At 64.9% G+C, this 25,437-nt stretch carries 27 protein-coding genes; 5 read left to right on the top strand and 22 right to left on the bottom strand.

The features are described from left to right. Window positions 1-8 precede the first annotated feature (8 nt). The 14 genes from groES to CGUA_RS02770 all read right to left on the bottom strand — a co-directional run bounded on the left by groES (window position 9) and on the right by CGUA_RS02770 (window position 11,600). Window positions 9-308 (bottom strand): co-chaperone GroES, encoded by a 300-nt coding sequence (groES, locus tag CGUA_RS02835; protein ID WP_290197521.1) that lies wholly within the window; start codon window positions 306-308, stop codon window positions 9-11. A gap of 164 nt (window positions 309-472) precedes the next feature. Next, window positions 473-892, bottom strand: coding sequence for a hypothetical protein (locus CGUA_RS02830; RefSeq protein WP_290197520.1), 420 nt, complete (start codon window positions 890-892; stop codon window positions 473-475). Between the two features lie 182 nt (window positions 893-1,074). Continuing rightward, window positions 1,075-2,106: a tRNA (adenosine(37)-N6)-threonylcarbamoyltransferase complex transferase subunit TsaD gene (tsaD, locus tag CGUA_RS02825; RefSeq protein WP_290197518.1), complete on the bottom strand. Its 1,032-nt coding sequence runs from the start codon at window positions 2,104-2,106 to the stop codon at window positions 1,075-1,077. Further along, entirely contained in the window at window positions 2,103-2,576 is a 474-nt protein-coding gene (gene rimI / locus CGUA_RS02820) for a ribosomal protein S18-alanine N-acetyltransferase (RefSeq protein ID WP_290197517.1), read from the bottom strand. The genes tsaD and rimI overlap by 4 nt, the downstream gene beginning before the upstream one ends. Further along, window positions 2,573-3,223 (bottom strand): tRNA (adenosine(37)-N6)-threonylcarbamoyltransferase complex dimerization subunit type 1 TsaB, encoded by a 651-nt coding sequence (tsaB, locus tag CGUA_RS02815; RefSeq protein ID WP_290197516.1) that lies wholly within the window; start codon window positions 3,221-3,223, stop codon window positions 2,573-2,575. Before tsaB ends, rimI begins: the two co-directional genes overlap by 4 nt. 10 nt (window positions 3,224-3,233) lie before the next feature. After that, window positions 3,234-3,710 carry a hypothetical protein gene (locus CGUA_RS02810; protein WP_290197514.1) on the bottom strand — a complete coding sequence of 159 codons (477 nt, stop codon included), beginning with the start codon at window positions 3,708-3,710 and terminating at the stop codon, window positions 3,234-3,236. A gap of 10 nt (window positions 3,711-3,720) precedes the next feature. Beyond that, window positions 3,721-5,316, bottom strand: a complete 1,596-nt coding sequence (locus tag CGUA_RS02805) for an aspartate:alanine exchanger family transporter (RefSeq protein WP_290197512.1) — start codon at window positions 5,314-5,316, stop codon at window positions 3,721-3,723. A gap of 69 nt (window positions 5,317-5,385) precedes the next feature. Continuing rightward, complete coding sequence (gene tsaE / locus CGUA_RS02800) at window positions 5,386-5,868, bottom strand: tRNA (adenosine(37)-N6)-threonylcarbamoyltransferase complex ATPase subunit type 1 TsaE (RefSeq protein WP_290197510.1); 483 nt, start codon at window positions 5,866-5,868, stop codon at window positions 5,386-5,388. 3 nt (window positions 5,869-5,871) lie between these two features. Beyond that, complete coding sequence (gene alr / locus CGUA_RS02795) at window positions 5,872-6,945, bottom strand: alanine racemase (protein ID WP_290197508.1); 1,074 nt, start codon at window positions 6,943-6,945, stop codon at window positions 5,872-5,874. Window positions 6,946-6,982: 37 nt separating this feature from the next. Continuing rightward, window positions 6,983-7,867, bottom strand: a complete 885-nt coding sequence (locus tag CGUA_RS02790) for a dioxygenase family protein (RefSeq protein WP_290197507.1) — start codon at window positions 7,865-7,867, stop codon at window positions 6,983-6,985. A 10-nt stretch (window positions 7,868-7,877) separates the two neighbouring features. Continuing rightward, window positions 7,878-8,951, bottom strand: coding sequence for a maleylacetate reductase (locus CGUA_RS02785; protein ID WP_290197504.1), 1,074 nt, complete (start codon window positions 8,949-8,951; stop codon window positions 7,878-7,880). Window positions 8,952-8,962: 11 nt separating this feature from the next. Continuing rightward, window positions 8,963-9,337, bottom strand: coding sequence for a hypothetical protein (locus CGUA_RS02780; RefSeq protein ID WP_290197502.1), 375 nt, complete (start codon window positions 9,335-9,337; stop codon window positions 8,963-8,965). 55 nt (window positions 9,338-9,392) lie between these two features. Then, window positions 9,393-10,583 (bottom strand): cytochrome P450, encoded by a 1,191-nt coding sequence (locus CGUA_RS02775; protein ID WP_290197499.1) that lies wholly within the window; start codon window positions 10,581-10,583, stop codon window positions 9,393-9,395. 105 nt (window positions 10,584-10,688) lie between these two features. Then, window positions 10,689-11,600, bottom strand: coding sequence for a LysR family transcriptional regulator (locus CGUA_RS02770; RefSeq protein WP_290197497.1), 912 nt, complete (start codon window positions 11,598-11,600; stop codon window positions 10,689-10,691). Window positions 11,601-11,711: 111 nt separating this feature from the next. Here CGUA_RS02770 and CGUA_RS02765 point away from each other — a divergent pair, with 111 nt between their 5' ends. After that, window positions 11,712-11,903 carry a ferredoxin gene (locus CGUA_RS02765; RefSeq protein ID WP_290197495.1) on the top strand — a complete coding sequence of 64 codons (192 nt, stop codon included), beginning with the start codon at window positions 11,712-11,714 and terminating at the stop codon, window positions 11,901-11,903. Window positions 11,904-11,905: 2 nt separating this feature from the next. Next, window positions 11,906-13,045, top strand: a complete 1,140-nt coding sequence (locus CGUA_RS02760; protein ID WP_290197493.1) for an NAD(P)/FAD-dependent oxidoreductase — start codon at window positions 11,906-11,908, stop codon at window positions 13,043-13,045. 208 nt (window positions 13,046-13,253) lie between these two features. Here the strand turns inward: CGUA_RS02760 and CGUA_RS02755 are convergent, their stop codons facing one another. Together CGUA_RS02755 and glmS are read right to left on the bottom strand one after the other, a co-directional pair. Continuing rightward, complete coding sequence (locus tag CGUA_RS02755; RefSeq protein WP_290197491.1) at window positions 13,254-14,237, bottom strand: helix-turn-helix transcriptional regulator; 984 nt, start codon at window positions 14,235-14,237, stop codon at window positions 13,254-13,256. A gap of 82 nt (window positions 14,238-14,319) precedes the next feature. Then, on the bottom strand, window positions 14,320-16,176 hold the full coding sequence (gene glmS / locus CGUA_RS02750) for a glutamine--fructose-6-phosphate transaminase (isomerizing) (RefSeq protein WP_290197488.1): 1,857 nt from the start codon (window positions 16,174-16,176) through the stop codon (window positions 14,320-14,322). Window positions 16,177-16,302: 126 nt separating this feature from the next. Here glmS and CGUA_RS02745 point away from each other — a divergent pair, with 126 nt between their 5' ends. Beyond that, window positions 16,303-17,196 (top strand): dienelactone hydrolase family protein, encoded by an 894-nt coding sequence (locus tag CGUA_RS02745; RefSeq protein WP_290197487.1) that lies wholly within the window; start codon window positions 16,303-16,305, stop codon window positions 17,194-17,196. A 195-nt stretch (window positions 17,197-17,391) separates the two neighbouring features. Here the strand turns inward: CGUA_RS02745 and CGUA_RS02740 are convergent, their stop codons facing one another. The 5 genes from CGUA_RS02740 to rplM form a co-directional block, all read right to left on the bottom strand. Continuing rightward, the gene (locus tag CGUA_RS02740; RefSeq protein ID WP_290197484.1) at window positions 17,392-18,222 is read right to left on the bottom strand and encodes a hypothetical protein; all 831 of its coding nucleotides are present in this window, start codon (window positions 18,220-18,222) and stop codon (window positions 17,392-17,394) included. Further along, a complete protein-coding gene (locus CGUA_RS02735) occupies window positions 18,219-18,524 on the bottom strand; it encodes a hypothetical protein (RefSeq protein WP_290197482.1) in 306 nt (101 codons plus the stop codon). The genes CGUA_RS02740 and CGUA_RS02735 overlap by 4 nt, the downstream gene beginning before the upstream one ends. Window positions 18,525-18,619: 95 nt before the next feature. Then, window positions 18,620-19,963, bottom strand: coding sequence for a phosphoglucosamine mutase (glmM, locus tag CGUA_RS02730; RefSeq protein WP_290197481.1), 1,344 nt, complete (start codon window positions 19,961-19,963; stop codon window positions 18,620-18,622). Between the two features lie 151 nt (window positions 19,964-20,114). Next, the gene (gene rpsI / locus CGUA_RS02725) at window positions 20,115-20,678 is read right to left on the bottom strand and encodes a 30S ribosomal protein S9 (protein WP_290197478.1); all 564 of its coding nucleotides are present in this window, start codon (window positions 20,676-20,678) and stop codon (window positions 20,115-20,117) included. Beyond that, on the bottom strand, window positions 20,678-21,121 hold the full coding sequence (rplM, locus tag CGUA_RS02720; RefSeq protein WP_290197476.1) for a 50S ribosomal protein L13: 444 nt from the start codon (window positions 21,119-21,121) through the stop codon (window positions 20,678-20,680). Before rplM ends, rpsI begins: the two co-directional genes overlap by 1 nt. Window positions 21,122-21,524: 403 nt before the next feature. Here rplM and CGUA_RS02715 point away from each other — a divergent pair, with 403 nt between their 5' ends. Both CGUA_RS02715 and CGUA_RS02710 read left to right on the top strand, forming a co-directional pair. Next, window positions 21,525-22,925, top strand: coding sequence for an AAA family ATPase (locus CGUA_RS02715; protein WP_290197474.1), 1,401 nt, complete (start codon window positions 21,525-21,527; stop codon window positions 22,923-22,925). A gap of 88 nt (window positions 22,926-23,013) precedes the next feature. Beyond that, window positions 23,014-24,144, top strand: coding sequence for a 5-methylcytosine restriction system specificity protein McrC (locus CGUA_RS02710; protein ID WP_290197472.1), 1,131 nt, complete (start codon window positions 23,014-23,016; stop codon window positions 24,142-24,144). On the opposite strand, the gene CGUA_RS02705 is transcribed toward CGUA_RS02710, so the two are convergent. After that, window positions 24,122-25,357, bottom strand: coding sequence for a DNA-methyltransferase (locus CGUA_RS02705; RefSeq protein WP_290197452.1), 1,236 nt, complete (start codon window positions 25,355-25,357; stop codon window positions 24,122-24,124). The genes CGUA_RS02710 and CGUA_RS02705 overlap by 23 nt on opposite strands. Window positions 25,358-25,437 lie beyond the last annotated feature (80 nt).

The raw sequence follows: 25,437 nt of genomic DNA, 5'->3' as shown, positions 1-25,437 counted from the left end.
CTATCGCCCTACTTCTCGACGACGGCGAGCAGGTCGCGCGCGGAGAGCAGGAGGAACTCCTCGCCGCCGTACTTCAGCTCGGTGCCGCCGTACTTGGAGAACACGACGGTATCGCCCTCCTTGACGTCGATCGGCAGGCGCTCACCCTTGTCGTCCAGACGGCCCGGACCCACGGCGATGACGGTGGCCTCCTGCGGCTTCTCCTGAGCGGAGTCCGGGATGACCAGGCCGGAAGCGGTGGTGGTCTCAGCTTCGACGATCTGAACCAGAACCTTGTCCTCGAGCGGGCGAATGTTGACGTTAGCCACTGTAAAATTCCTTTCAGGGAATGTTCGTTGAATCTGTTGTGCCGGTAGTTTTCCAGCACAGCCGTCGTCGCGGGTGAACAACTGTGGGTGAAACGACCTGACTAGCACTCTAACCATACGAGTGCCAGCATTCAACCTCAGAGAGTGCCAACGTCCCCCTCGGGTTAATTGCCCATGTTGCGCGCCGCCGCGTTCCACAGCCGGTACTCGTCCGGGTAGTCCTGGGAGTAGTTGCGGGCGGCCTCGACGGCCCCGTGAATCTCCGCCACGTCCTTGTCCCCGATCGGCCCCCCGTCGGCGCCGACGAAGATGACCGGCCCGAACACCGCACGCACCGGATCGAGGAAGAACGTGGAGTTGCCGGTCTCCCCGTGCATGCGCGCGAGCGAACCGACGGGGCTGGGGGCGGCGCCGTCGTCACGGGCGTCCGGGTTGTAGATGAGGGTGAAGTCCCGGCCCGCCTCATTGAAAGAGACGTCCACGTGGGTGCTGATCAGGCCACCGATGAACTCACGAGCGTTCGGCAGTTCAAAGTCAATAAGACGCTGAGTCCCGTCCGGGTTGACGACTAGGCCGTTGGGCATGAAAACACTCCAGAGTTTTGGGGCCAGAAACAGATCATCTTTACGCTACCCCAGCAGCGCAGGCGTCACCGTGCTGGCTCGGGGGAAGTATGAACGCGGTCTCCGTCATCGTCGCGTCCCATTGTCCTCCCGTACTGCCGCTTACGCCCGCGAGGGCCTGCCCCACCCGTTCTCCGGGGGAACTAGTTGACCACCGGAATCTCCACGTCCAGCGACGGATCCGTTCCCGTCGACCACGGCGACGCCGCACTGCCCTCGTGGATGAGCTGGGCCCCGAGGGCCGCGACCATCACCCCGTTGTCGGTGCAGAGGTTGAACGCCGGGACCCGCAGCTCGATGCCCGCAGCCTCACAACGCTCCAGCGCCAGCTCACGCAGGCGCGAGTTGGCCGCCACTCCCCCGCCCAGCAGCAGCACCCGGGCCCCGGTGTCGAGGCAGGCCTGGACCGCCTTCCGGGTCAGCACGTCCGCAACGGCCTCCTGGAAAGAGGCGCAGACGTCCTCGACGACGATCTGTTCACCGGAACGCTCAGCCGCCTCCACGTAGCGTGCGACGGCGGTCTTGAGGCCGGAGAAGGAGAAGTTGTACCTGTTGTCGCCGCCCTTCATCAGGGCGCGCGGGAATTTAATGGAGTCGGTGCCGCGTCGGGCGACCTTGTCGATCACCGGCCCGCCCGGGTAGCCGAGGCCGAGGAGGCGGGCGACCTTGTCGTAGGCTTCGCCGGCGGCGTCGTCGAGCGTGGTGCCCAGCTCGCGCATGGGCCGGCCGACGGCGTCGACCTCGAGGATCTGCGTATGCCCGCCGGAGACGAGCAGCGCGACCGAATGCGGCAGCGCCTCGCCGTCGAGGTTGGCGACGGCGACGTGGCCGCCGAGGTGGTTGACGCCGTAGAAAGGCACCCCCCAGGCGGCGGCGTAGGCCTTGCCCGCGGAGGCGCCGACCATGAGCGCGCCCGCCAGGCCCGGGCCGACGGTGGCGGCCACCGCGTCGGGCTTGTCGACGCCAGCCTTCGCCAGCGCGGCCGCCATCACGTTGGGCATGGCCTCCAGGTGCGCCCGGGAGGCGACCTCCGGCACGACGCCGCCGAACCGGGCGTGCTCGCTCATGGAGCTGGCGACCTCGTTGGCCAGCACGGTCATGGTGCCGTCCTCGGCGAGCTCGACGACGCCCACGCCGGTCTCATCACACGAGGACTCAATTCCGCAGATGATCATTTCTCACTCCTGGATTCGCTCAGGGATTTTCTCGCCATGGTGTAGGCGTCGGCCCCGGAGGGTTGGTAGTAGTTCTTACGCGTGGCCAGCACGGTGAAGCCGTACTTCTCGTAGAGCCCGATCGCCGGCCCGTTGTCGGTGCGGACCTCGAGGAACATCTGGGCGTCGACGGCGTCCGCGGCGTGCACCATCTGATCCATCAGCGCCCGGCCCAGACCGCGGCCCTGGTAGGCCGGGTCGACGCCGATGGTGTGGACCTCGAACTCGGGATCCTCGCGCGGGCCGAGCATGGCCACGCCCGCGTATCCGACGAGCAGCTCCTCGTCGAAGACCCCCCAGTAGAAGGTCCAGGGGTGGTTGAACTCGACGAGGAAGACGTCGCGGGGCCAGGGGTTGTCCCCGGCGAAGAGCTGGCTCTCGAGTTCGGCGCAGCGAGTCGCGTCGGCGGCCCTGAGCTCACGGATCTTCATGTCAGGTCCACATCAGGAATGGCGGGCGACTTCGGCGCGGGCTCGGGCACCTTCGCGTCGGGGCGGCGCAGGTAGAGCGGGGTCAGCGGGGCCGGGTCGACGCTCAGGTCGGCCGCGGCCACAAGCTCGGTGGCGCGCGGGGTGAGGTCGACGCGCTCCCCTGCCACGTCAAGGTCGATGTGGGCGGGCACGCTGACGACGTCGACCTCGTGCGGGAGCGTGAGGTCGGCCGGTTTGACCACGTCGGGGCCGGCGGTGCGGCGGCCGCCGGAGTAGGTGGCCCAGTAGATCTCCTTCCGGCGGGCGTCGGTGGCGACGAGGACGCGCTCGGCGGAGATCCGCGCGGCGATGGCGTCGTGGGTGGTCACCCCGTGCACCGGGATGCCCCGGGCCTGCGCGATGGCGGCGGCGGTGGCCATGCCGATGCGCAGGGAGGTGAAGGGGCCGGGGCCGACGCCGACGACGACGGCGTCGAGGTCGGCGAAGGTGAGGTCGGCAGCGGCGAGCAGGCCCTGGATCGCGGGCACGAGGTTTTCGTTGTGCCCGCGCGAGCCCGGCAGGATGTTGTCGGTGGACTCGCCTGTGTCAGTGTTGACCAGGCCGGTCACCAGGTCGGCGGTGGCGGTGTCTATCGCGAGAACAATCACACCCGCCACTTTAGGCTGCGGGCAGCTCCCAGCCACCATCAGCGGTCTTGGTCAGCGGAATGAACATGTCCGGATAGATCGCGTTGGTCGGCACGGTGCACAGGTTGACGCTGTCCTGGGAGATGGCGTCGGCCTGGGTGCTGCCGTCCTGGCTGACCAGCAGCACGTAGTTGGTGCCTTCCGGGACCGCGCCGCCGTCCAGCCCCATGGAGGAGGCGTCGACGCCGAGGCCCTGGCCGACCTCGGCCTCGGTGACCCCGGGGCACACGATGAGGCCCGCGCCGAAGTCGTCGCCGTAGACGTCACCGGCCCGGACCATGGAGGCCGAGAGGTTCGCGTCGTCGAAGGCGGCGGTGGCCTTTTCCAGGCCCCCGCTGACCGTCTCACCCGGGCGCTGCGCGGACAGGGCGACCATGACGGCGAGCAGGATGACCCAGACGACGGCGATGACGGCGATGACGTACTTGGCGGTGCTGTTCAACTTCATTCGTGTGAGGCTACACCAGAAGCAGCAGCAGTATCTGGGCGGCGACGATCTTTCCGATCATCGCCGTCGGGTAGATCGTCGCGTAACCGCGGTTGGGCAGTTCCGTGCCGGTCTGGCCGTTGAGGTAGCTGATCACCGCCGGATTCGTCGTCATGCCGGCGGCCATGCCCATCGCCTCGTCCCAGCTCATGCGCAGCACCTGGCAGGCGAACAGACCGATGAGCAGGGCGCTGGCGAGGGTGAGCACCAGCCCGAGGCCGATGTAGAGCAGCGAGGAAGGATCCCTCAGCGCGCCGCGGAAACCCGCGCCCGCTGAGGTGCCCACGCCGGCCAGGAAGACCGCCAGGCCGAGGGTCTGCATGGTGCGGTTGGCGTGGAAGGGCAACTGCCAGGTGACCGGGCCGGTACGGTTGAGCGCCCCGAGCACCAGCCCGGCGACGATGGGGCCGCCGCCGAAGCCGAGGGTGAGCACGGTTCCGCCGGGCAGGGGAATCGGGATGAGGCCGATGGCCAACCCCAGCGCCAGGCCGAGCGCGAAGGGCAGCAGGTCGACGTCGCCGAGCGCGCGCTCGGAGTCGCCGAAGAACCTCCGGATTGCCGGCAGCCTGCTCGGCGACGCGACCACGCGCACCCGATCCGAATAGTTGAGCACGGTGTGCGGCCCCGGCACGACCTCCGAATCGCCGGAGCGCAGGCGCGCGATGAGGAAACCCTTGCCGACGGTGTCGAGCTCGCGGATGCGGCGGCCCGCGACCTCCGGGCTGGAGACGGTGATGCGGGTGTAGACGAGTTCGGAGTCCTCGATCTTGGCGTCGTAGGGCCGGCCGAGGCGGGCGATGGCCGTGCCCACGGCCTCCTCGGTGCCGTTGATGACCAGCCGCATCCCCTCCGCCAGCAGCGCGGTGGGATCGGCCAGGAGGTGGTGGCCGGGGTCGTCGGCGATGCGGGTGGCGATGACGGCCTGGCCGGTGATGCCCGGCAGGTCGCCGATGCGGCCGTGGATGCCCGGGCCCACGATGACGCCGCGCCAGACCAGCGGTTCGGTGACCATGCCGGCGTCGCGGGCGGCCCGGGCGTGGTCGACTTTGAGCACCGCGGAGCCGACTGCGGCGACGAGGATGGTGCCGATGACCGCTCCCGGGTACGCCAGGGAGTAGCCGACGACGGGTGCCTGGGCGTCGGCCGGGTCGACCATCGAGACGACGGCGGCCATGCCTGGGGTCGAGCTCAGCGCGCCGGCGAACATGCCGGCGCCGGTGACCGGATCCAGGCCGACGGCCCGCACCAGCACCCACGCCAGGGCGGTGAGCAGGAGCAGGGCCGCCAGACCGAGCACGGTGACCTTCCAGCCGCGGGTGCGGAACTCCCGGAAGAAGGCGGGGCCGGCGCTCAGGCCGATGGCGTAGACGAACATCGCCAGTCCAAGCTGGTAGAGCAGGGGCGGGATCTGGATCTCGGGGTTGGCGGTGGCCAGGCCCAGCGCCACGAAAAGCACCATGGCGGCGCCGAGGGAGACGCCGAAGATCCTGACCTTTCCGAGCGCCAGTCCCACGGCCAGAATCAGGACGAGGGTGAAGAGGCTGTTGTCAGCCAGGAATGCGAGCATCGCGAGAGACTCCTTTCGCCCCCATTGTTCCGCATTCCGGCGACCCCGGACAAGATTAAGGTGTGATCTTTATCCGCCGTGTGATTCCCAGGACACGTAGCGCGCCTCCGAGTCCGGGTCCTCCTCGACGGCGGTGGTGCGATCCAGCGTGATCAGCAGGTAGCGATCGGCGATCTGCTCCACCAGTCCCCCACCCCACTCGGCGATGACGACGGCGTCCCCCAGCTCGGTCTCCAGATCCAGGGAGTCCAGCGCACCCTCGGGGTCGGCGCCGTCGAGAAGCCGGTAGGCGTCGACGTGCACCAGCGTCGGCCCCCCGGAGCCGCCCCGATGCTCGCGGGCGATGACGAAGGTCGGCGAGGTCACCCGGCCCCGGACCCCCATCCCGGCGGCGATGCCCTGGGTCATGGTGGTCTTGCCGGCGCCCAGCGGCCCGTCCAGGATGACCACGTCACCGGCCTCCAAAGCCTCGCCCAGCGTACGGCCGAAGCCCCGGGTCTCCTCCGCGGTCTCCAGCCGGACCGAACCGGTCTCCGGGAAAGTGTCCTTCATGTTCTACTCCTCCTCGTACACACGCACGGTACGGCCCTTCGGCAGGGTCAGCACTTCATAAGGAATCGTGCCCAGGGCGTCGGCGAATTCACCCGCGGACATGCCGCCCTCGCCGAAGATGACCGCCGTGTCACCCGGCGCGACGCCCGCGGTGTTGTCACCGAGATCGATGATGATCTGGTCCATGCACACGCGTCCGACCTGGGGGTAACGCCCGCCGTTGACGCCGAGCTCGAACCTGCCCTGCGCCGAGCGCGGGAGGCCGTCCGCGTAGCCGCAGGGGACGACGGCGATCCAGCCGTCACGCTCGGCCGTCCAGGTGTGCCCGTAGCTGACGCACTCGCCCGCCCGGATCGGCTTGACGACGCTGATCGTCGCCTCCCAGGTCATCGCCGGCTTGAGCTCCGAACTCTCCGGGCTGGCACCGTACAGGGCCAGGCCCGGTCGGACCTGGTCGTAGAAGAGGTCCTCACGCAGCAGCGTCGCCGGGCTGTTGGCCAGGTGGTTGACCGGCAGCTCGAGGCCGAGTTCCCGGCCGCGGGCGATCGCGCGCTCGAACTCCGCCTTCTGCCGGTCGGTCACCGGACTGGCCGGGTCGTCCGCGCTGGCCAGGTGCGAGCACACGCCGAGCACCGTGATGTGCTCGGCGTCCCGGAGGAGGACGAAGACCTCGTCCCAGTCCTGCGGATCGACGCCGGAACGGTGCATCCCCGTCTCGACCATGACGTAGACCGAGGCGGGGATCTCGGCGTCGACGAGCTCGCGGGCGTGGAACAGGCCGGGAACGCCGATGTGGGCGCCGACGGCCAGCGCGTCGATCGCGTCCTGTTCCGGTACCCACATCCAGAACAGGACGGGGCGGGTGCTCGCCGACTCCACCGCGCAGGCCTCCGCGGCGGTGGCGACGCCGAACGCGTCGACGATCGGCTCGAGAACCTTGACCACGCGCTCGACGCCGTGGTTGTAGGCGTCGGCCTTGACCACGGCCATCAGCCGGGCCGACCCGACGCGCTCCTTCAGCAGGCGCGCGTTGTCCGCGATGGCGTCGAGGTCGATACGGGTGCGAAGCAGGCTCATGCCGCTTATTCTGCCACCCCGACCGCCGCGGACGCGGTTAGGCCGTCTCGGGGGCCAGGACGATGTCGAAGCGGCACTTCGCCCAGGAGCCGTCGATCTCCCGGCCGTTCGGGGTCGGGGTGCCCGGGGCCTGCTGCTCAAACTCCTTGATGAGCGATTCCTTGACGCCGAAGACGGAGTCGCCCTTCTCGATCTGCGGATCCCCCTGGACGAAGATGTGCGTGACCAGCGTGCGCAGGTTCTCCGCCGAGACCATGAAGTGCAGGTGGGCGGCGCGCAGCGGGCTCCGACCCACGGCGTTCAGCATCTGGCCGACGGGGCCGTCGTCCGGGATCGGGTACGGCACCGGGGTCAGTCCCCAGAAGGAGTAGTTGCCGTTCCCGTCACTGAAGAGGTGGGCGCGGCTGGCACGGCGGCCGTCGTCGTACTGGACGTCGTAGAGGCCGTCCTCGTCGCACTCCCAGACCTCGATGCGGGCGTTCGGGACCGGGTTGCCCTCGGCGTCGGTGACGGTGCCCTCGATCCACGCCGGCTGGCCCTTGGCACCGAAGGCCATGTCCCCGCCGTTCTCGATCTTCGGGGCGTCCTCGACGAAGAAGGGGCCGAAGACCGTGGCCTCGGTCGCGTCCTCGTAGGCCTCGTTGTTGACGGCGATGGTCTGCATGGACACGCCGAGAGTGTCGGAGAGCAGCACGAACTCCTGGCGGTTCTCGTCGGTGATGTGGCCGACCTTCGTGAGGAAGTCGATGCCGTAGCTCCACTCCTCCTCGGTCAGGCGGACCTCACGGACGAATTCGTGGAGATGGGTGGTCAGGGAGCGCATGATCTCCTTGAGCCGGGGGTTCTCGGTGCCGTCGAAGGAGGCGAGGACCTCGTCGGTCAGAGTCTCCTCGACCTGGCGCTGGGTGTCGGAAGTGGTCATTGTCGGTGTCCTATCGTCGGAGGGTGGCGGGGTCGTCGCCGTTGAGGGCGGCGGTGAGTAGCTGGGTGAGGTTCTCCTCCGTGACCGGGCGGGGGTTGGAGTCCGGGATCGTGGCCAGGGCCTGCTCGACGACGGCGGGAATGCCCTCGGCGGTGAAGCCGTAGTCCTTGAGGGCTTTCGGCGCGTTGACCCGGGCGCGCAGCTGGTTGAGTCCCCCGACGGCGTCGTCTACGCCGAAGGCGGCGGCCATGCGGGCGGCGGCCTCCGGCGCGTGGTCGACGTTGAAGGCCAGCACGTACGGCAGGACGGTCGCGTGGGTCTGGGCGTGCGGGAGGTTGAAGGTGCCGCCGAGGATGTGGCAGAGCTTGTGGTGCATGCCCGAGCCCGCCGACGCGAAGGACACCGCGGCGAGGTAGGCGCCGTACAGGGCGAGGTCGCGGCCGTGGATGTCCTGCGAATCCTCGACGATCAGCGGCAGCCCCTCGTTGAGCGCACGGATGCCCTCGGCCGCCATCGCGGCATTGATGGGGTCGGCGTTGGGCGCCCAGAGCGAGTCGACGCAGTGCGCCAGCCCGTTGAGCCCCGAGGCGATGGACAGCTCGACCGGCAGGGACAGCGTCAGCTCGGAGTCGTAGATGACAGCGACCGGCAGGACCTTGACGTCCGATCCGGTGGTCTTGACGTCGTTTTCGGTCAGGCCCCACACGTCGGTGGCCTCGGAGCCGGCGTAGGTGGTGGCCACGGCGATGGAGGGGATGCCGGTGGTCAGGGAGATCGCCTTGGCCAGGCCGGTGGTGGACCCGCCACCGACGGAGACCAGCAGGTCGACGCCGTTGTCTGCGGAGACGGTGCGGGCACGCTCGGCGACATCGACGGGCACGTGCATGACGACCTCGTCGTGCCAGACGGCGACGTCGATGTCTTTCGCCACCGCCGTCGCAAGCTCCATCCCCCGCTCGCCGGCGATGACCATGACGGTCTTCGCCTCCAGTCGGGCGACCTCGGCGGCGAGGTTCTCGGTGGCCTGTCCGTTGCCGAAGAGGACTCGCTGGCCCAGGGTGGTGTGGGTGAATTTGAGACTCATGTGTGGTCCTTTCAGGCGGACGCCGGGGTGAGGTTCAGCGAACCGAGCAGGGAGTCCAGGTGTCCGGACAGTTGCTCAGCGCCGGTGGCGGTGGCCGCGGTGAAGAAGTCCGGGCGGATGATCGCGTAGGTGTGGCCATGGGTGCCGAACCAGCGGGCGAAGACGTCGTCGTCGGTGAAGCGGGCGCCCGACCACGAGTGTCCCAGGTGGACGATGTTCGCGCCGAGCTTTTCCAGGATCGCGCGGGTCTCGACGGGGATCGCCTCCGTCGGGTCGGCCTCGACCCCGCAGAGGCCCTGGGCGTCGCCGAGCTTCCCCTGACGGAGCTCCACGTCAGCGAGGACGAGAACCTCGGCCCCTTCGCCGACGGAACCTGGGCCGAGCACAACGACGCCCCGCCCTCCGGCATGGAGGGCGGGGCGTCGCGCGTCGACAAGCCGGCTAGACCAGCGTGATGTCCTTGACCTCGACGGACTCGTAGGGGCGGGTGAAGTTGTTGAGGCGGTTCTTCACCTCGCCGATGGAGTAGACGTCGACGTACTTGAGCATCGCGTTGATGATGGCGTTGATCTCCAGCCGGGCCAGGCCCTGGCCTGCGCAACCGTGGATGCCGTAGCCGAAGCTGACATGGTCGGCCGCGTTGCGGGTGATGTCGAAGGTCTCCGGGTTCTCGTAGTGGCGCGGGTCCATGTTGGCGGAGCCGTAGCACAGGGCGACCTGGGAGCCGGCCGGGATCACCGTGCCGCCGATCTCGATGTCCTCCCTGGCGAGGCGGCCGAAGACCGGAGCAGGGGTGCGCAGGCGCAGGACCTCGGTGAGCGCGGAGGAGGCCAGTGACGGGTCGGCCTTGAGCTTTTCCCACTGGTCCGGGTGCTGGCCGAAGAGGACGAGGACGTTGCCGAGAGTGGTGACGGTGGTGTCCATGCCGGCGGCCAGGATCTGATGGACCAGGGCGTTGAAGGACTCGTGGGCGATCTCGCCGCGCTCGGCGGCTGCCCAGACGGCCTTGCCGATGGAGCCCTCGGCGAGATGCTCTCCGCTCATGACCTCGTGGGTCCAGTGGAACATCTCACCGGCGGCCGGGAAGGCGGCCTTCATGCGCTCGTTCTCGGAGCCGAGCAGGTTGAAGGCGGCGTCGCCCCAGCCGAGGATCTTGTCGCGGATGTCTCCCTGGACGCCAATGAGGTCAAGCACGATGGAGACGGGGAAGGCGACGGCCAGGTCCTTCATGCCGTCGAAGGATTCGCGGGAGAAGAGCTCTTTGACCAGCGCGTCGCCCTTCTCGTCGATGGTGACCTTGAGCTTACGAAGGGAGCGGGGCGAGAGATGCTCCGAGAGCACGGCACGCAGCGGGCCGTGATTCGGCGGGTCCGCGACCAGCGAGGTGCCCTTGAGCATCTCGTTCATCTTCGGGTTGAACGCGACCTGCGCGGAGGAGAAGACCTCGGGGTTGCCGGCGGCTTCCTTGACCTCGTCGTAGCGGGTGATGGCGTAGGCGTCGTGCTCGGTGAGGTAGACGACGGCGCCCGACTCGCGCAGCGGACCAAAGACGGAGTCGTCGTGGACGTTGAGGGTCTGGTCGGAGAAGAGGTTGACGTCGGACTCGACGCGCGTTGAGGTGGGGGCGGACATGACACATGCCTCTCAGTGGGGTGAATCACAATGGCTGAACTGTCCCCCAGTGAACACGGCCAGGAATCATCAGACAAATGAATATTGACAATGTCCCCCATTCATCTAATTCATGTGTCCGGCCTCCACCAGCACATCACGCAGCCACCCCCAGTACTCCGGGTCATCCAGCCAGGGGTTGCGCACCATGTCCACCGCCAGGTCAATGATGGGGAACGGGAAGTCCACCACCACCAGCTCACGTCCGATGACCATCTTCTTCATCACACTGCGCCGGTGCAGGGCCAGGCGCTCCCGACCGGAGACGAACTGCGGGATGAGCAGGTAGTCGCTCAGGCGGATCTGGACGTCAACGTCGATGCCCCGGCTGCGCAGCTCCTGATAGGGGCGCGGCACCTGCGGACCATCGAGCACGACGTGCGGCCAGCGCCCGAGCAGCTCGATCACGGTGTCATCACCCAGCTCGGGCGTGCCACCGATGACGACCCAGTCGTCACCGAAGACCCGCTCGCGTTCATGGGGAGTGTCGTAGCCCTGGGCCAGGAGGAGCACGTCGGCACGCTCCTCGGTGAAAATCGCGTCGGAATGGTCATTGGTCGCGATCATCCGCAGTCTCATGTGCGGCGCCTGCCGCTCCAGGACGTCGGAGATGAGCGGCCCCATGCCGTAGATGATCGAGGCCGAGGCCGCGACCGTCACCGTGCGCGAACTCGTCGCGGGATCGAACGCCTCCCCGCCCAGCAGCGTCGCCGTCCGGGAAAGAATCGCTCGCAACGGCCCGAGCAGCGACCGCGCTTTCGGGGTGAGGACGCTGCGATTGCCATCCCGGACCAGAACGTCGTCACCCAGCAGCCGACGGATACGGCGCAGGGCGTGCGACATCGCCGGCTGCGACAGCCCCATCCGATCCGCGGCCCTGGTCACAGACTGCTCCTCCAACAGGGCGAGCAGACTGACCAGCAGGTTGAGGTCGGTGGCGGCGAGGTTGACCGAGTCACGATCGGGAGGGACATTCATGAGAAGAATATAACCCATATTGTTTATTCATTAGACAAATCATCGTGTGGCCTGCGACGCTGGGCTCAGCAGATTCTCCCAGACCTCACTCCCGATTGAAGGAGACCCCCCATGACCCGCATCGAACTCGACCGACCGCGCTGCGAGGGCCACGGCCTGTGCGAGGAAGCCGCCCCGCAGCTCATGCACCTCGACGACGAGGGCGAGCTGGTCATCGATCAGCCCGACGTCGGCGACGAGGACCTCGACGCCGCCCGTGACGCCGTCCGCGTCTGCCCCGTTGCCGCGCTGAAGCTGGTCTAGCCATGGCCTACGACAACATCGTGATCGCCGGCCACGGCGTCGCGGGCCTGACCGCCGGCGACACCCTGCGTCGCCTCGGCTACCAGGGCCGCCTCACCGTCATCGGCGAGGAAACCCACACGACCTACTCCCGCCCCGCCCTGTCCAAGGCCGCCCTCGCCCCCGGCGCGGAAATGGACGTCAACTTCCTGCCCGAGCCCACCCACGGCGCCGACGCCCTCCTCGGCCACACCGCCACCGGCCTCGACGTGGCAAACTCCACCCTCACCACCTCAGACGGCGCGGTCATCCTCTATGACGGCCTGGTCATCGCCACCGGCGCCCAGGCGCGCCGCTTCACCGATTCACCGAATGAACTCACCCTGCGTTCACTCGACGACGCTGTCCGGCTCAAGGGCCGGCTGACCGAAACCTCGAAAGTCACCGTCATCGGCGGCGGCCCGCTCGGCATGGAAGTCGCCTCCGGCGCCCTCAACCTCGGCTGCGAGACCACTCTCATCCACGCCGGCGTCCCAATGTCCGCCCACATCGGCCCGTTCTTATCCGCGCGGCTCTCCGAGGCCGCCCGCGAAGCCGGCCTGATTATCGTCGACGGCTTCGTCTCCGGCGTCGAGGAGACCGCCGCCGGCATGCTCGCCACGCTCGCCGACGGCCGCACCTTCACCTCCGAGATCATCATCACCGCCGCCGGTGACATCCCCAACGACTCCTGGCTCGCCGATTCCGGCCTGCTCGTCGACGGGCGCCTGGTCACCGACACCCGTTGCCGCGTCCACGAGAACATCGTCGCCTGCGGTGACGTCGCCTGGATCGGTGGCGCCGGCGGACCCAGGCGCACCCCCATCTGGACTGCCGCCGTCGAGCAGGGAAAGGCCGCCGCCACCGCCCTGCTCCGGGGCGACGAGGCGCCCGAGCTCGACTTCCAGAACTACTTCTGGACCGACCAGTGGGGCGTCAACGTCAAGATCTCCGGTCCCATCCCGCGGGGGCTGGAGCCGGAGATCGTCAAGGGCTCCCTGACCGACCGGTCTTTCGTCGCGTACTGGCCGGAGGAGAACGCCGCCGCCGCCTACAACATGCGCACGCCGATTCCGAAGCTCCACACGATCGCCCGAGGCGGGGCCACGGTGCCCGCCTCCTAGACCGGCGCGGCGCCGGCGCATGAATACAGAGAAAGCCACGCGCCCGCGCCTGCCCTAGGATGTGTCGGCAGTACCCCCTCACCAAGGAGCGACACCATGATCTGGGCCCTCTTCATCGCCGCCTACGTACTCGTCGTCGCCTGCCTGTTCACCGGCGCCTGCCGCCGGGAGGACGCGCTGGCCCGCGCCGACGAGGCGTAGCCCCCTCTCAGAACGACGGGACCGGACGCGTCTTACGCCACTGCAGCGGCGGCTGGCCGGTGAGTTCTTTGAACACCCGGGTGAAAGCCGACTGGGAGGAGAATCCGCACCTGGCGGCGACCTCCGCGATGGAGGTGTCCCGGTGGCGGGCGTCGACAAGCAGGGACTGCGCCAGGGCAACCCGGCGGGCCCGCAGGTAACCGGCGAGGCTGCTGTCCTGCTCGGCAAAGGCCCGGCTCAACTGCCGTTCACTGATGCCGACGGCGGCGGCGATGTCGGTGACCGTGAGCGTGGGATCCGCGAAGGAGCGCTCAATGACGTCCTTGGCCGTGGCGACGAGTCCCGCCGACGAGGAATTTGACGCGTTGAGCGCGCGGTGCAGCAGCCCGTGCAGGTTCTCCTCCGCCTTGGCCAGCGCCGGCGCATCAGCGAGACCGGAGCGCAGCGTGTTCGACACCAGCCGTGGCAGCGCCTGCTCCGTGGCGCCGGTGGAGGGGCCGAAGTCAAAGACGAAGGGCAGCTTGTCGACGGCGAACCCGAAGGCCTCGGCAAAATCCGCCTCCGGGATGGTCATCACCAGCTCCCGCAGGCCGCCCGGGAACCCGCGGGTGAACGGGCGATCCCCGGGGTAGATGACCGCCTGGCCGGGCTTGATCGTGAGCATTCCGCCCCGGTGCATGAAAAACGCCTCGCCGCCGAGAGCGAAGAAGATCGCGATCACCCCGGTGGGATGCTCCCGGATGAAGGCCTCGTTACGCTCGACGATCTGCGAAGTGCCGTTGACGTTGGCCATCCGCATCGACGGCAGAATCAGGTTTGATTGCGCGGCCATCATCGGCGCCTCCTCCAGCGTCCTGATGTCCAGCGGTATGAGGGCCTGTCCGTTGTGTCGCTCCCAGAGCTCGACGCGGTCACTGACGGGAAGATTCCCGGTCGAGAAGTTCACTAGCCGCGAGGCCTGCCGGCCCGGGCCGTTGTCGTTGGTATTCATGGTGGTCACGATGATAGGACTCGTGCCCTGCCCCGGGGAAGCCCCCGAGGCAGGGCACGAGCTGGACGCGTCGAGAAGCGGGCTACTCCACGGTGACGGACTTGGCCAGGTTGCGGGGCTTGTCGATGTCCTCGTTGCCCACGTTGACCGCGATGTCGGCGGCCAGGAACTGCAGCGGAATGGTCGCCAGCAGCGGCTGCATGATCGTCGAGGTCTGCGGGATGCGGATCAACCAGTTGGCGTAGGGCTCGACGGCCTCGTCACCCTCCTCGGCGATGACGATGGTCTTCGCGCCCCGGGCCCGGATTTCCTGGATGTTGGAGACGATCTTCGAATGCAGCACCTTCAGCCCGCGCGGCGAGGGCACCACGACGACGACCGGGAGATCATCCTCGATGAGCGCGATCGGGCCGTGCTTGAGTTCACCCGCCGGGAAGCCCTCGGCGTGGATGTAGGCCAGCTCCTTGAGCTTGAGCGCACCCTCCAGCGCCACCGGGAAACCGACGCCGCGGCCGAGGAAGAGCATCGTCGCCACCGCGCCGAGTTCGTCCGAGATCTCCGTGACGGTGTCGCGGGCGGCCAGGACCTGCTCGATCTTGCCCGGGATGAGGTCGAGGGTGTCCCAGATTTCCTTGATCTCATCGGGGTACTTCGTGCCCTTGGCCTGCGCCAGGGCCAGACCGACGATGTAGTTCGCCGCCACCTGCGCCAGGAAGGCCTTGGTGGACGCCACGCCGATCTCCGGGCCCGCGTGGGTGTAGAGCACCGCATCGGATTCGCGCGGAATCTGGGAGCCGTTGGTGTTGCACACGGCCAGGACCTTCGCGCCCTGGGTCTTCGCGTGGCGGACAGCCTCCAGGGTGTCGGCGGTCTCGCCCGACTGGGAGATCGCCAGCACCAGGGTGCGCTCGTCGAGGACCGGATCGCGGTAGCGGAACTCCGAGGCGACCTCGATCTGCACCGGGATGCGGACCCAGTGCTCGATGGCGTACTTGGCCAGCAGGCCGGAGTGGTAGGCCGAGCCGCAGGCCACGACGAAGACCTGGTTGAAGGACTTCAACTCCTCCTCGGAGATGTTGTTCTCGTCCAGGACGACGCGGCCCTCCGACCAGTGGCCGGCCAGGGTGTCGCGCACGGCGGCGGGCTGCTCGTAGATCTCCTTCATCATGAAGGAATCGAAGCCGCCTTTCTCGGCGGCCTCGAGATCCCAGTCGATGGTGAAGGGGCGACCCTGCGAGGGGGTGCCGTCAAAGTTGAGGACCTCGTAGTCGTCGGCGGTGATGACCACGACGTTGTCCTGCCCCAGCTCAACGGCGTCCTTGGTGAACTCGATGAAGGCCGCCACGTCCGAACCGAGGAACATCTCGCCCTCGCCAACGCCGATGATCAACGGGGTCGACCGACGGGCCGCGATGATCTGGTCCGGATGGTTGGCGTGCATGAACAGGATGGTGAAGGCGCCCTCCAGACGGTTGAGCACCCGCAGGGCGGACTCGCGGAAATCACCCGCGGTCTCGCCCTCGTTGTAGTACCTGGCCAGCAGGTGCGCCGCCACCTCGGTGTCGGTGTCGGAGGCGAACTCCACGCCCTCACGCTCCATCTGCTGACGCAGCGGGGCGAAGTTCTCGATGATGCCGTTGTGGACGACCGCGACCGACTCGTCGAAGGACAGGTGGGGGTGGGCGTTCTCATCCGTCGGACGACCATGGGTGGCCCAGCGAGTGTGGCCGATGCCCGCCTTTCCTTCGGGGGCCCCGACCTGCGCGATCCTTTCCTCCAGGTTGGCCAGCTTGCCCGCCCGCTTGACCATGGTGAGGGAATCACCGGTGTTCACGGCGATGCCGGCGGAGTCGTACCCCCGGTACTCCATGCGCCGCAGCGCCTCGATTGCCAGGCCCGCGGCCTGACGACTTCCTACATATCCAACGATTCCGCACATGGCGGAAAAAATACACCCCCCAGGGGTCCGTTGCCAGTGGCACGCGCCGACTGGGCCGTGGGGGTGATTCCCGGGTTCTTCCCCTCCTCCGCCAACCGCCTGTGGCTTTCCACTATCCTGAGGAACGTGTCTGCGAATCTGAAGAAGCACCTGTCCACCCTGTCCAAGCGTGGCCCGCACCGCGTCCTCGTGGGCGATCTCGGGTACGCCGGAATCCACGGCAAGGTCTACACCCCGGCAGAGGGCAACGGCGTGCCCGGCGTCGCCTTCGGTCACGACTGGACCAAGTCGGTCGACAAGTACCACGTCACCCTGCGGCACCTCGCCAGCTGGGGAATCGCCGTGGCCGCGCCGAACACGGAGACCGGATTCGCCCCGAACCACCGAGGCTTCGCCGCCGACCTCGAGACCGCCCTGCAGATCCTGGCCGGCGTCAAGCTCGGGGAGGGCAACGTCACCGTCAACCCGGGCCGCCTCGGCGTCGCCGGCCATGGCATGGGAGCCGGCGTAGCCGTCCTGACTGCGGCCAACAATCCGAAGGTCAAGGCCGTCGGCGCCCTGTACCCGGCACAGACCACTCCCTCCGCCACCGCGGCCGCCCACAGCGTCACCGCACCGGGCCTGGTCATCGGTTCCGGCACCGCGGAAATCTTCGGTGCGGGCAACCCCGCCCGTCTCGCCGTCGAGTGGGGCGGCGACGTCGCCTACCGGGAGATTCGGTTCGGCAACCAGCAGGGCTTCTCCGAGGACACCCTGTTCAAGCTGAGCCTGGGCTTCGGCAAGCCCCAGTTCGCCCAGCAGGAGCTCGCCCGTGGCCTCCTCGTCGGATTCCTGCTGCACCAGCTCGCCGACGAGAAGAAATACGCCGACTTCTCCGATCCTCTGGCTGACGGGCCGGGACTGAGCAGCATCGACCGGGACAACCTGGCGAAGAAGGCGGGCCTGGGCGGCGACGCTAATCTCTCCGAAGGACTGAACGCACTGGGCGATGCACGCGCTGAGCTGCTGAAGAAGAGGTAACCCCCTCACGCGGACTCGCTGGCGCGGTCCCGGTCTGGTTCTGCCCGGCCCGGGCCGCGTTCTGCGTTTCCCGCTCCTCGTCCAACGCAGCCTTCTTCTCGACGTCCTGCTGTATCCGCTCCAACGTCGCCTCGAACTCCAGCATCCGGGCCGCGGTGCGCTCCCGGAATTTCGCCGCGAACTCCTCAAACTCCATTACCACTGCCCTGCCTCATGGTCCGGTCCAGCCTGGGCCTGCATTTTCTTCGGCGGAGGCGTCGGCTCCGGCACCTCAGCCAACTCCGGCGGAGGCGGCTTGATGGCCACGGGTTCCACCGGTGGCGGAGGTGGCGGGGTCGGTTCCGGTGCCGGTGCCGGGGCGGGCTCCGGTACGGGTTCGGGTACCGGCTCCGGTACGGATACAGGCTCTGGTACAGGTGCAGGTGCCGGCTCCGGTGCGGCATCTGTCGTGCAGTGGCACTCGCAGTCACTGACGAACTGCTCGAACGCCCCCGACACGCACTCGTCCCGCTCCCCGATCTCGGTCTCGGAGTAGCCGAGGCACAGCTCAATGAGCTCGCTGCCCGCCTCCACTAGGGCGGAGGAGAAGGCGCGGTCGATCGTCGAGCTCATCATCGCGCTGAGCATGGTCAAGAGCTCGCTGCCGGTGTCCAGACAGGAGGAGATGCTTGTCGACGAGGTACGCACCACGTCGTCCACGGCGCTGCCGCAGCGCGCGGCCCCCTCCACCAGTGCGGCGGCCCGGACCCTCTCCTCCCGGTAGCCGTTCTCCACGGAGGAGACCGCGGGCGTCACGTCAACGCCCCGAAAGGGCGTGTCGCCGAGTTCGCTGGCGCAGCCGTAACCGGTGGCCTGGATGGTGGCGTCGAGAAGCAGATCCGTGTTGAGACCTGACAAAGACTCGCAGGCCGCGCTCATGTCTTCGCGGGATATTGACGCTCCCTCGAAGCCCTCACCGGCGCTGAGACAGCTGCGGGCGAACTCGTCGATGGCTGAGTAGAACGTGTCGATCGCGGCCGCAGTCATCGCAGCACCCGATCCAGAACCGCGGCGAAGCCGGCGTCACCCTCCACGGTGGCCCTCACCTGACGGCGGGCCTGCTCCGCCACGTCGTGGACCCGGGTCAGGTGCGCGTCCCCCTCACGGTGGACGCGTGCCAGGGCATCGGCGATACGCTGACCGACGTCCGTGAAATCCCGCCCGGCGGCCCCGGCTGCGTAGGCAGGACGCTGGGCGGCCCGGGCCTCCCGTTCGGACGCTGCCCGGCCCATGACGTTGGTCAGTCCTGCCTCGGCCTCATCGGCGTCAAAGTGAAAACTCCCGGTCATCTCTCCCCCTCAGTCAGAGGGCCCCGCCGTCCTGCGTGGCCCGTCACCTACATTGGACTGTTCTGAGGGGGCGAAGGTTCCCGGTCGTCATCACATCAGGCGGAGGCCACCACCGCAGCGATCCGCCCGGCCACCTTGCGGGCATGCTCCTGGTCGGCGGCCTCGACCATGACGCGGAAGAGCTGCTCCGTGCCGGAGGGACGCAGCAGAACCCGACCCGAATCACCCAGCTCCTCCTTGGCCGTGGCCTGGGCCTCGACGACCTCGGGAGCCAGCATGATCCTGGACTTGTCCGCGACCGGAACGTTGATGAGGACCTGCGGCAGGACCGTCATGACGCCGGCCAGCTCCTTCAGGGACTTGCCGGTACGGGCCATCTCGCTCATGATCTTCAGGCCCGTCAGGGTGCCGTCACCGGTGGTGGCGTGCTTCGGCAGCACAATGTGGCCGGACTGTTCGCCGCCGAGAGAGTAGCCGGAGGCGTTGAGCTCCTCAAGCACGTAGCGGTCGCCGACCGCGGTCTCGACGATGTCGATGCCCTCGCGCTTCATGGCGATCTTCAGGCCCAGGTTGCTCATCACGGTGGCCACCAGAGTGTTCAGACGCAGGGTGTTCGAGGACTTCATGGCGATGGCCAGGACGGCCATGATCTGGTCGCCGTCGATCATGTTGCCCTCCGCGTCGACTGCCAGGCATCGGTCCGCGTCACCGTCGTGGGCCAGCCCCAGGTCGGCGCCGTGCTCGACGACGGCCTTCTGGAGGTGCTGCGGGTGGGTGGAGCCGCAGTCATCATTGATGTTGTAGGCGTTCGGCTTGTCGTAGATCGCGACGACCTCGGCGCCGGCGGCGGCATAGGCCTCCGGAGCGACTTCGTGGGCGGCGCCGTTCGCGCAGTCCACGACGACCTTGAGGCCGCGCAGATCGAGGATGTTCGACTCAGCCAGGTGCTTGAGGTAACGATCCTTGGCGTCGGTGGCCTCCTCGATGATGCGGCCGATGCCGGTGCCCGTCGGGCCCTGGCATTCGACAGAGTCCATGGCCTTCTCGATCTCGTCTTCGACGGAGTCCGGCAGCTTGTGGCCGCCCTTGGAGAAGAACTTGATGCCGTTGTCGGGCATCGGGTTGTGGGAGGCGGAGACCATGACGCCGATGTCGGCGCCGTAGTCGTCGGTGATGAAGGCGACGCCCGGGGTCGGAAGCACACCGACGCGCAGGACGTCGACGCCGCGGGAGGCCAGGCCGGCGGCGAGGGCGGCGGCGAGCATCTCACCGGAGACGCGCGGATCGCGGCCGATGACGGCGGTGGGGCGTCGGCCGCTGGACGGGCGGTCCCGGGTGAGCACGTCCGCGGCGGCGGCGCCGAGCTTCATGGCCAGAGGTGCGGTCAGGGTGTCGTTGGCGAGGCCTCGGACACCGTCAGTTCCGAAAAGACGAGTCATGCATTCGATTATGCACATCAAGACCGTCAGCGCCTGCAGCGAGTCTCGAACGCCGGCGCGTGTTGAACGTTGGGGGCGGAGAATTTTTGCCGGAAAACGGCGAACGCCGCCTGTTCCGGGGAACAGACGGCGCTGGCGAAGCGAAAAGTGATTAACGCTTGGAGTACTGCGGGGCACGACGTGCCTTGTGCAGACCGGCCTTCTTGCGCTCGACTGCACGAGCGTCACGGGTGAGGTAACCGGCCTTCTTGAGGGCGGCACGGTCAGCCGGGTTGTAGATGTTCAGGGCGCGGGCGATAGCCAGACGCAGGGCGCCGGACTGGCCGGTCGGGCCGCCGCCACCGATGTTGGCCTGGATGTCGAACTGGCCGTCGCGCTCAAGCAGGGTCAGCGGGAGCTTGATGTCCTGCTGGTGCAGCCTGTTCGGGAAATAGTCCTCCAGGGAGCGGCCGTTGACGGTGATCTCACCGGAGCCCGGCTTCAGGACGATGCGGGCGATGGCGCGCTTACGACGGCCGACGGTCTGGATCGGGCCCTCGTGGACCGGAGCAGCCTCCTCGAACTCCTCGTCGGACTCGGTGGCCAGGGCGTCACCGATGGTGTAGCCGAAATCGCCGGTCGCAGCCTGAGCAGCAGCGATGTCCTCGGCGGTGGCCTCGGTGGACTCCTCGGCCTGGGTGGCTTCGAGGTTCTCGTTGTTGATCGGCTCAGTCATTACTGGGTCACCTGCTTGATCTCGTAGGACTCCGGCTGCTGGCCTGCGTACGGGTGCTCGGCACCGGCGAAGACGTGCAGCTTCTTGACGGACTGACGGGAGAGCTTGTTGTGCGGCATCATGCCGGTGATAGCTTCCTCGATGACGCGCTCCGGACGAGCGTCAAGAGCCTGACCCAGGGTCATGGAGCTCAGACCACCCGGGTAACCGGAGTGACGGTAGCGCATCTCGCGGTCGCGCTTGTTGGAGGACACGTGGATCTTGTCGGCGTTGATGACGATGACGTGGTCACCGGTGTCGACGTTCGGTGCGAACTGCGGCTTGTGCTTGCCACGCAGCAGGTCGGCTGCAGCGGCAGCCAGCTTGCCGAGCACCACGTCGGTAGCGTCGATGACGTACCACTTGCGGGTAATGTCACCGCTCTTCGGGTGGTAAGTAGACATGCATGACTCCTTAAGGGTCTGTCTAGAGGTGATGCCGGCCAGAAAGATTGCGCCGTGCGCTGCCCCGACGGCGGCCGGTGGAGACCCGGCGGGGAGACTGGTGGGCATGCTTGTCGCAGGACCCAACACACAGGGGTACAAGTTTAGGCCCTGTCCAGCGCAGAACAAAACCGCTGTCTCCTAACGAGTAATGTTTGAAGCAGCGCGCATCTTCGGTGAAGCGACTTAAGAGTTTGTGCACATATTCGTCCAGAACGATGAGCGAAGAATCGCAAAGTCCAGCGAGAACTTAAGGAAATAGATGGTTACGTATTTAAACGACAATACAATTAGGAACGCAGTCAAATCTTTAGTGATGACCGGAGCTGGTCCTTTTCTTCCTATCTGGCTGACCCTCAAACACATGGGTCTTTCCCAGGGCAGTCCGGTCGCAATTGACACTTCAAATAGCACACCGAATCTCGAGCGACTGTTCTCGATTGGGGCGGAGAAATTCTTCATTCCGATCGCACACACTTCTCGGTATTCAGAACGTGCCGCGGACGCTTCCAGATCTGTGATTCAAACGAATGTCAGGCAATGGAAAGAAGGAACAGGCACCAAAGACTTCTCTCACTTGCTTGACGTACGAGAAGACGCTGGAAGCAAGAAGCTCATCGTTAGTTTGCGTCACTCGTACCCCGAAGGGTTGGGCACCAACGAGAATGGCTTTGCCAACAAGGATGGCATTCGAGTAGCAATTCCTATTACGGCTTGGGCCATTTGGTACGGAAGGAAAAGTGCAATCCCCGACCGCGCAGATCCCGGAAAGTACTTAGTCGACCAGATGATTTCGGAATTGAACTTGACCCGGGCAGAGAGCGAAAACGTCTTCATCGAAGACTCTCCACCTATCGAAACTGATACCTCGGGTCCGGTGAGTGACGAGACTCTCCAGCTCATCGCAAAACAAGTCTGGAATATAACGCCCTCACGAATTGAGATAAGTGACTCACTTGAGGCAAACAAACAGAGAGTAGCCATGAATCAGACAGTTTCCAACGCCCCTTCCTGGTTGAATGTCCCCCCGGAAAGCCAGTTAAATGACCTTCTAGAGGCTGGTCGTGGCGCGTTGCTTCTCACCGGCCCGCCTCGGACGGGAAAAACTCGTGCGATTAAGAACGCAACTGGCAATCTGGCTAAAACGATTCAGATTCACGATGGCTGGGCCTACGCGAACCTAATTCTTGGACAGACTCTCGAAAACGGTCAGATCACGTGGACGTCAGGCCCCCTTCTGGACGCATTGCGTTCGAATGATGAATTCATCATTCTCGAGGAGATTAATCGCACGCGCATTTCTCAAGCGCTCGGTGAGGTTTTTTCCCTTCTTGAAGACAAATATCGCGGCACAGAACATGCTGTTCGACTTGCGGACGGCACGACTTTGAGCATTTCACCTGAAACAAGAATCTTTTTGACTATGAACACTCTGGATGCATCTACTGAAGATGTCGACGATGCATTGTTCGGACGGGTCCGGAGTGTCTACTTCCCCCCAAGGATCGAAGACCTCTCAGAAATTCTCTACGCAGCCGAATTCTCTAGCGCCCAAGCCAACAAATGGAAGCAGTTCTTCGTTGCAGTCCAAGAGCATTATCCGCTGGGCCACGGCTACTTCGCAGACCTTCTACCTGAGGAAGCCCCCGCCAGCTTCTACCGAAGCGCGATTCGTCCAGTTCTCGCCAATCACTTTGAAGCTTTCGCCCCAGACACCCTCGCTCAGATCGACACCCTCTTTGACGAAATCCTGATCCATGGGTAGAAAGTGGGAAATTCAAGAACGCGCAACTACACGAGTAGACGGGTTCTCATCGAAATGGCTACCTCACTCCACTAGCGGGATTATTCGAGTGCTTTCCTACAACGGCGCGCTTCATCTCCAAGTGGACGGATGGATTGGCACAGTTGAGTTGACTAACGGAGATCAACTCAATATCGGCTCTAAGTATGGCGACGTGAATTTTCTGCGAATGTTCCTGCGCGCGAACGGAATCCAGGACTACTCAGTCGAGGACCTTGTCGACTTTGGCCTTGGAGACTCTACTCCGCCCCACCAGCTGTTAGTACGTGGGTTTATACAACGTCTGCGCCAAGTTAGCACCACTGGTAGAAAATTCGCATGGCAAGATCGAAATCTCGTCTCACGGTTTCGTCCGCAAACTAGCAGGCTGTTCGACGCAGCTATGCGCGCAGCCATTCTAGATCCGATGCCGTTCCACGGAACTAATCAATATCGTTCCTACAACAATGCGGAGAACCGAGTTTTGGTTGCGGCTTCCCGAGCCGCGCTCGAGCAGATAACACTCGACAACTTCGAGAAAGAGGACCTCGCACTTCTCAGATCATGGTCAGCAGCTTTGCCTCTCTTTAGAAGAACCCAGACATTTGCGGATCTACACGCCGTGGAATCAAAGCTACGATCTGCAAAGTACTATGGAGCTCGAGGCTACTACCGATCCGCTCTTGAAAGCGCCATCCTCATCCTCAGCAAGAGCGGTCTTACGACTCTTGGGGCGAGTGTCATTACAGGAGACGGCTTCCTCGTAAATAGCGACATTTTGTTCGAGACATATGCCCGAAACATTCTTGCCGAATCTTTTGTTAAGCAGGGTTTTATCTTCAGTAAAGCAAGGCCTGGTACCACCAGTCTGTTCACCAACAATCAGATTTTTTTAGAACCCGATCTGCTAGTAGCGAAAGGAAATCAACTGACAGGCCTGGGAGATATAAAGCATAAATCTCCCACCGCTGAGGATTTTTACCAAGTAATTGTTTATGCAGAACAATTCAACATGAAGCAAACATTCATATTGTCGGCAGTCGATGCACTCTCACCTCAACCTGAGACCACACTTACGACTCGAGGACGGCCCGTTTCGGTAACCGTCATTGAGCTTCCATTGTCAGACCTAGACGTGGTTGAACAACGCTTGGAGAACCTCGATCAATTCGTTGATTTTAGGCAAATCTCAACGGGATAGGACTCTCACTTAAACGACTAGCCACGATCTTGGCGTACGTTTCTGAAGTTTCAAACCCCAGCCATCTCCTGTTCAGCCTATCGGCAGAGACTGCTGTTGTTCCAGAACCCATGAAGGGATCTAAAACCAGGTCGCCCTCATCACTTGATAACCCGATACAACGTCCTGGTAGCGCCAGCGAGAACTGGGCACCATGGCCTCCCCGTCCAGAACTGGTAGGGAGCAACCATGAATCAGAAACCTTCCCAGGTTCAGAAGCAGTCTTGCCCCCTAGTTCGACAGGCAGATCATGGTACGCATTCTTATGAAACTTGGGAGTGCGTTGAACAGACAAATGGATCACAGTTTCAATGTTCCGACTCACCCGAGACTGTTGAGGCTCCGGCATCGAAGCAGTCTTAACCCAAGTAATCATTGATTTCACGAAATAGCCGAGTCGCGATGCTCGTTCAGCGATGCGCGACGGAATCAAACTCTGCTCCCCATCCTTTAAGTATGCATGTCCAGCAGAGTATCTTCGGGCTTTATGATCGTGCCACTTCTTTTCATCACGTCCTTGCATAGCACGAAGCGCTTCTGCAGCATTACCGCGAATCTGAGTCCTCGTAGAATAGGTATCTCCGAGGTTCCACCAGACTGAAGCTTCAGGCTTCAACACCGGCAACAGCTTGTAAAGAATTTCGGCGGTGTGCCGAAGATAGCCTTCAGGGGTTTGTTCAAAACCAAACGGACAAATCTCCCCATCAGCCCATTTCGTCGGAACCATGTCTTCGTAAATACGCATTGCCCAGTACGGAGGAGAAGTTACGACGGTCTGAACTGTGTTAAACGACAGTTTGTCCAGCATCAAAAGAGCGTCGCCTACATGGAGACCATTCAAGTCGGATCGCGCTGACAGTACATTCTTCTGCTCAACAAGATACGGAAGAACCCTACTGCGAGGAAGAAACGTCTCAGAGAACGCATCTTGCTCCAAGAGTTCGAGTACGTCCTTTAACCCGATCTGCCTGCGGGAACCAACAACCCTTTTTATAAAACTCGTTGACATTCCGACCAACGGAGCGACTTCTGCCAAGTCAAAAAGTATTCCAGAATGCACTTCGGCTAAGCGGTATGAATCCCTCATCGACGATACTTGGGTATAGGGCTTAATATCCCTCACCTCGTACATTGAAGCAGTCAATTCCTCAACCGTGCTTTCATGGGATTCCATTGGGAACTAATTCCACCCTTCAATCAGCTTCAGCTCGAAGCGCATCCTTTCCGCAGATTTCGACGGCAGATGCTTAAAAT

It is taken from the genome of Corynebacterium guangdongense (assembly GCF_030408915.1).
Classification (GTDB): Bacteria; Actinomycetota; Actinomycetes; order Mycobacteriales; family Mycobacteriaceae; genus Corynebacterium; species Corynebacterium guangdongense.
This window is presented reverse-complemented; position numbering and strand designations above follow the sequence as displayed.

Excerpts from the sequence above, each read along its gene's own strand:
- CGUA_RS02830 (WP_290197520.1), bottom strand. The coding sequence starts at position 892 with ATGCCCAACGGCCTAGTCGTCAACCCGGACGGGACTCAGCGTCTTATT.
- tsaD (WP_290197518.1), bottom strand. The coding sequence starts at position 2,106 with ATGATCATCTGCGGAATTGAGTCCTCGTGTGATGAGACCGGCGTGGGC.
- rimI (WP_290197517.1), bottom strand. The coding sequence starts at position 2,576 with ATGAAGATCCGTGAGCTCAGGGCCGCCGACGCGACTCGCTGCGCCGAA.
- CGUA_RS02810 (WP_290197514.1), bottom strand. The coding sequence starts at position 3,710 with ATGAAGTTGAACAGCACCGCCAAGTACGTCATCGCCGTCATCGCCGTC.
- CGUA_RS02805 (WP_290197512.1), bottom strand. The coding sequence starts at position 5,316 with ATGCTCGCATTCCTGGCTGACAACAGCCTCTTCACCCTCGTCCTGATT.
- tsaE (WP_290197510.1), bottom strand. The coding sequence starts at position 5,868 with ATGAAGGACACTTTCCCGGAGACCGGTTCGGTCCGGCTGGAGACCGCG.
- alr (WP_290197508.1), bottom strand. The coding sequence starts at position 6,945 with ATGAGCCTGCTTCGCACCCGTATCGACCTCGACGCCATCGCGGACAAC.
- CGUA_RS02790 (WP_290197507.1), bottom strand. The coding sequence starts at position 7,867 with ATGACCACTTCCGACACCCAGCGCCAGGTCGAGGAGACTCTGACCGAC.
- CGUA_RS02785 (WP_290197504.1), bottom strand. The coding sequence starts at position 8,951 with ATGAGTCTCAAATTCACCCACACCACCCTGGGCCAGCGAGTCCTCTTC.
- CGUA_RS02775 (WP_290197499.1), bottom strand. The coding sequence starts at position 10,583 with ATGTCCGCCCCCACCTCAACGCGCGTCGAGTCCGACGTCAACCTCTTC.
- CGUA_RS02770 (WP_290197497.1), bottom strand. The coding sequence starts at position 11,600 with ATGAATGTCCCTCCCGATCGTGACTCGGTCAACCTCGCCGCCACCGAC.
- CGUA_RS02765 (WP_290197495.1), top strand. The coding sequence starts at position 11,712 with ATGACCCGCATCGAACTCGACCGACCGCGCTGCGAGGGCCACGGCCTG.
- CGUA_RS02760 (WP_290197493.1), top strand. The coding sequence starts at position 11,906 with ATGGCCTACGACAACATCGTGATCGCCGGCCACGGCGTCGCGGGCCTG.
- CGUA_RS02755 (WP_290197491.1), bottom strand. The coding sequence starts at position 14,237 with ATGAATACCAACGACAACGGCCCGGGCCGGCAGGCCTCGCGGCTAGTG.
- glmS (WP_290197488.1), bottom strand. The coding sequence starts at position 16,176 with ATGTGCGGAATCGTTGGATATGTAGGAAGTCGTCAGGCCGCGGGCCTG.
- CGUA_RS02740 (WP_290197484.1), bottom strand. The coding sequence starts at position 18,222 with ATGACTGCGGCCGCGATCGACACGTTCTACTCAGCCATCGACGAGTTC.
- CGUA_RS02735 (WP_290197482.1), bottom strand. The coding sequence starts at position 18,524 with ATGACCGGGAGTTTTCACTTTGACGCCGATGAGGCCGAGGCAGGACTG.
- glmM (WP_290197481.1), bottom strand. The coding sequence starts at position 19,963 with ATGACTCGTCTTTTCGGAACTGACGGTGTCCGAGGCCTCGCCAACGAC.
- rpsI (WP_290197478.1), bottom strand. The coding sequence starts at position 20,678 with ATGACTGAGCCGATCAACAACGAGAACCTCGAAGCCACCCAGGCCGAG.
- rplM (WP_290197476.1), bottom strand. The coding sequence starts at position 21,121 with ATGTCTACTTACCACCCGAAGAGCGGTGACATTACCCGCAAGTGGTAC.
- CGUA_RS02715 (WP_290197474.1), top strand. The coding sequence starts at position 21,525 with ATGGGTCTTTCCCAGGGCAGTCCGGTCGCAATTGACACTTCAAATAGC.
- CGUA_RS02705 (WP_290197452.1), bottom strand. The coding sequence starts at position 25,357 with ATGGAATCCCATGAAAGCACGGTTGAGGAATTGACTGCTTCAATGTAC.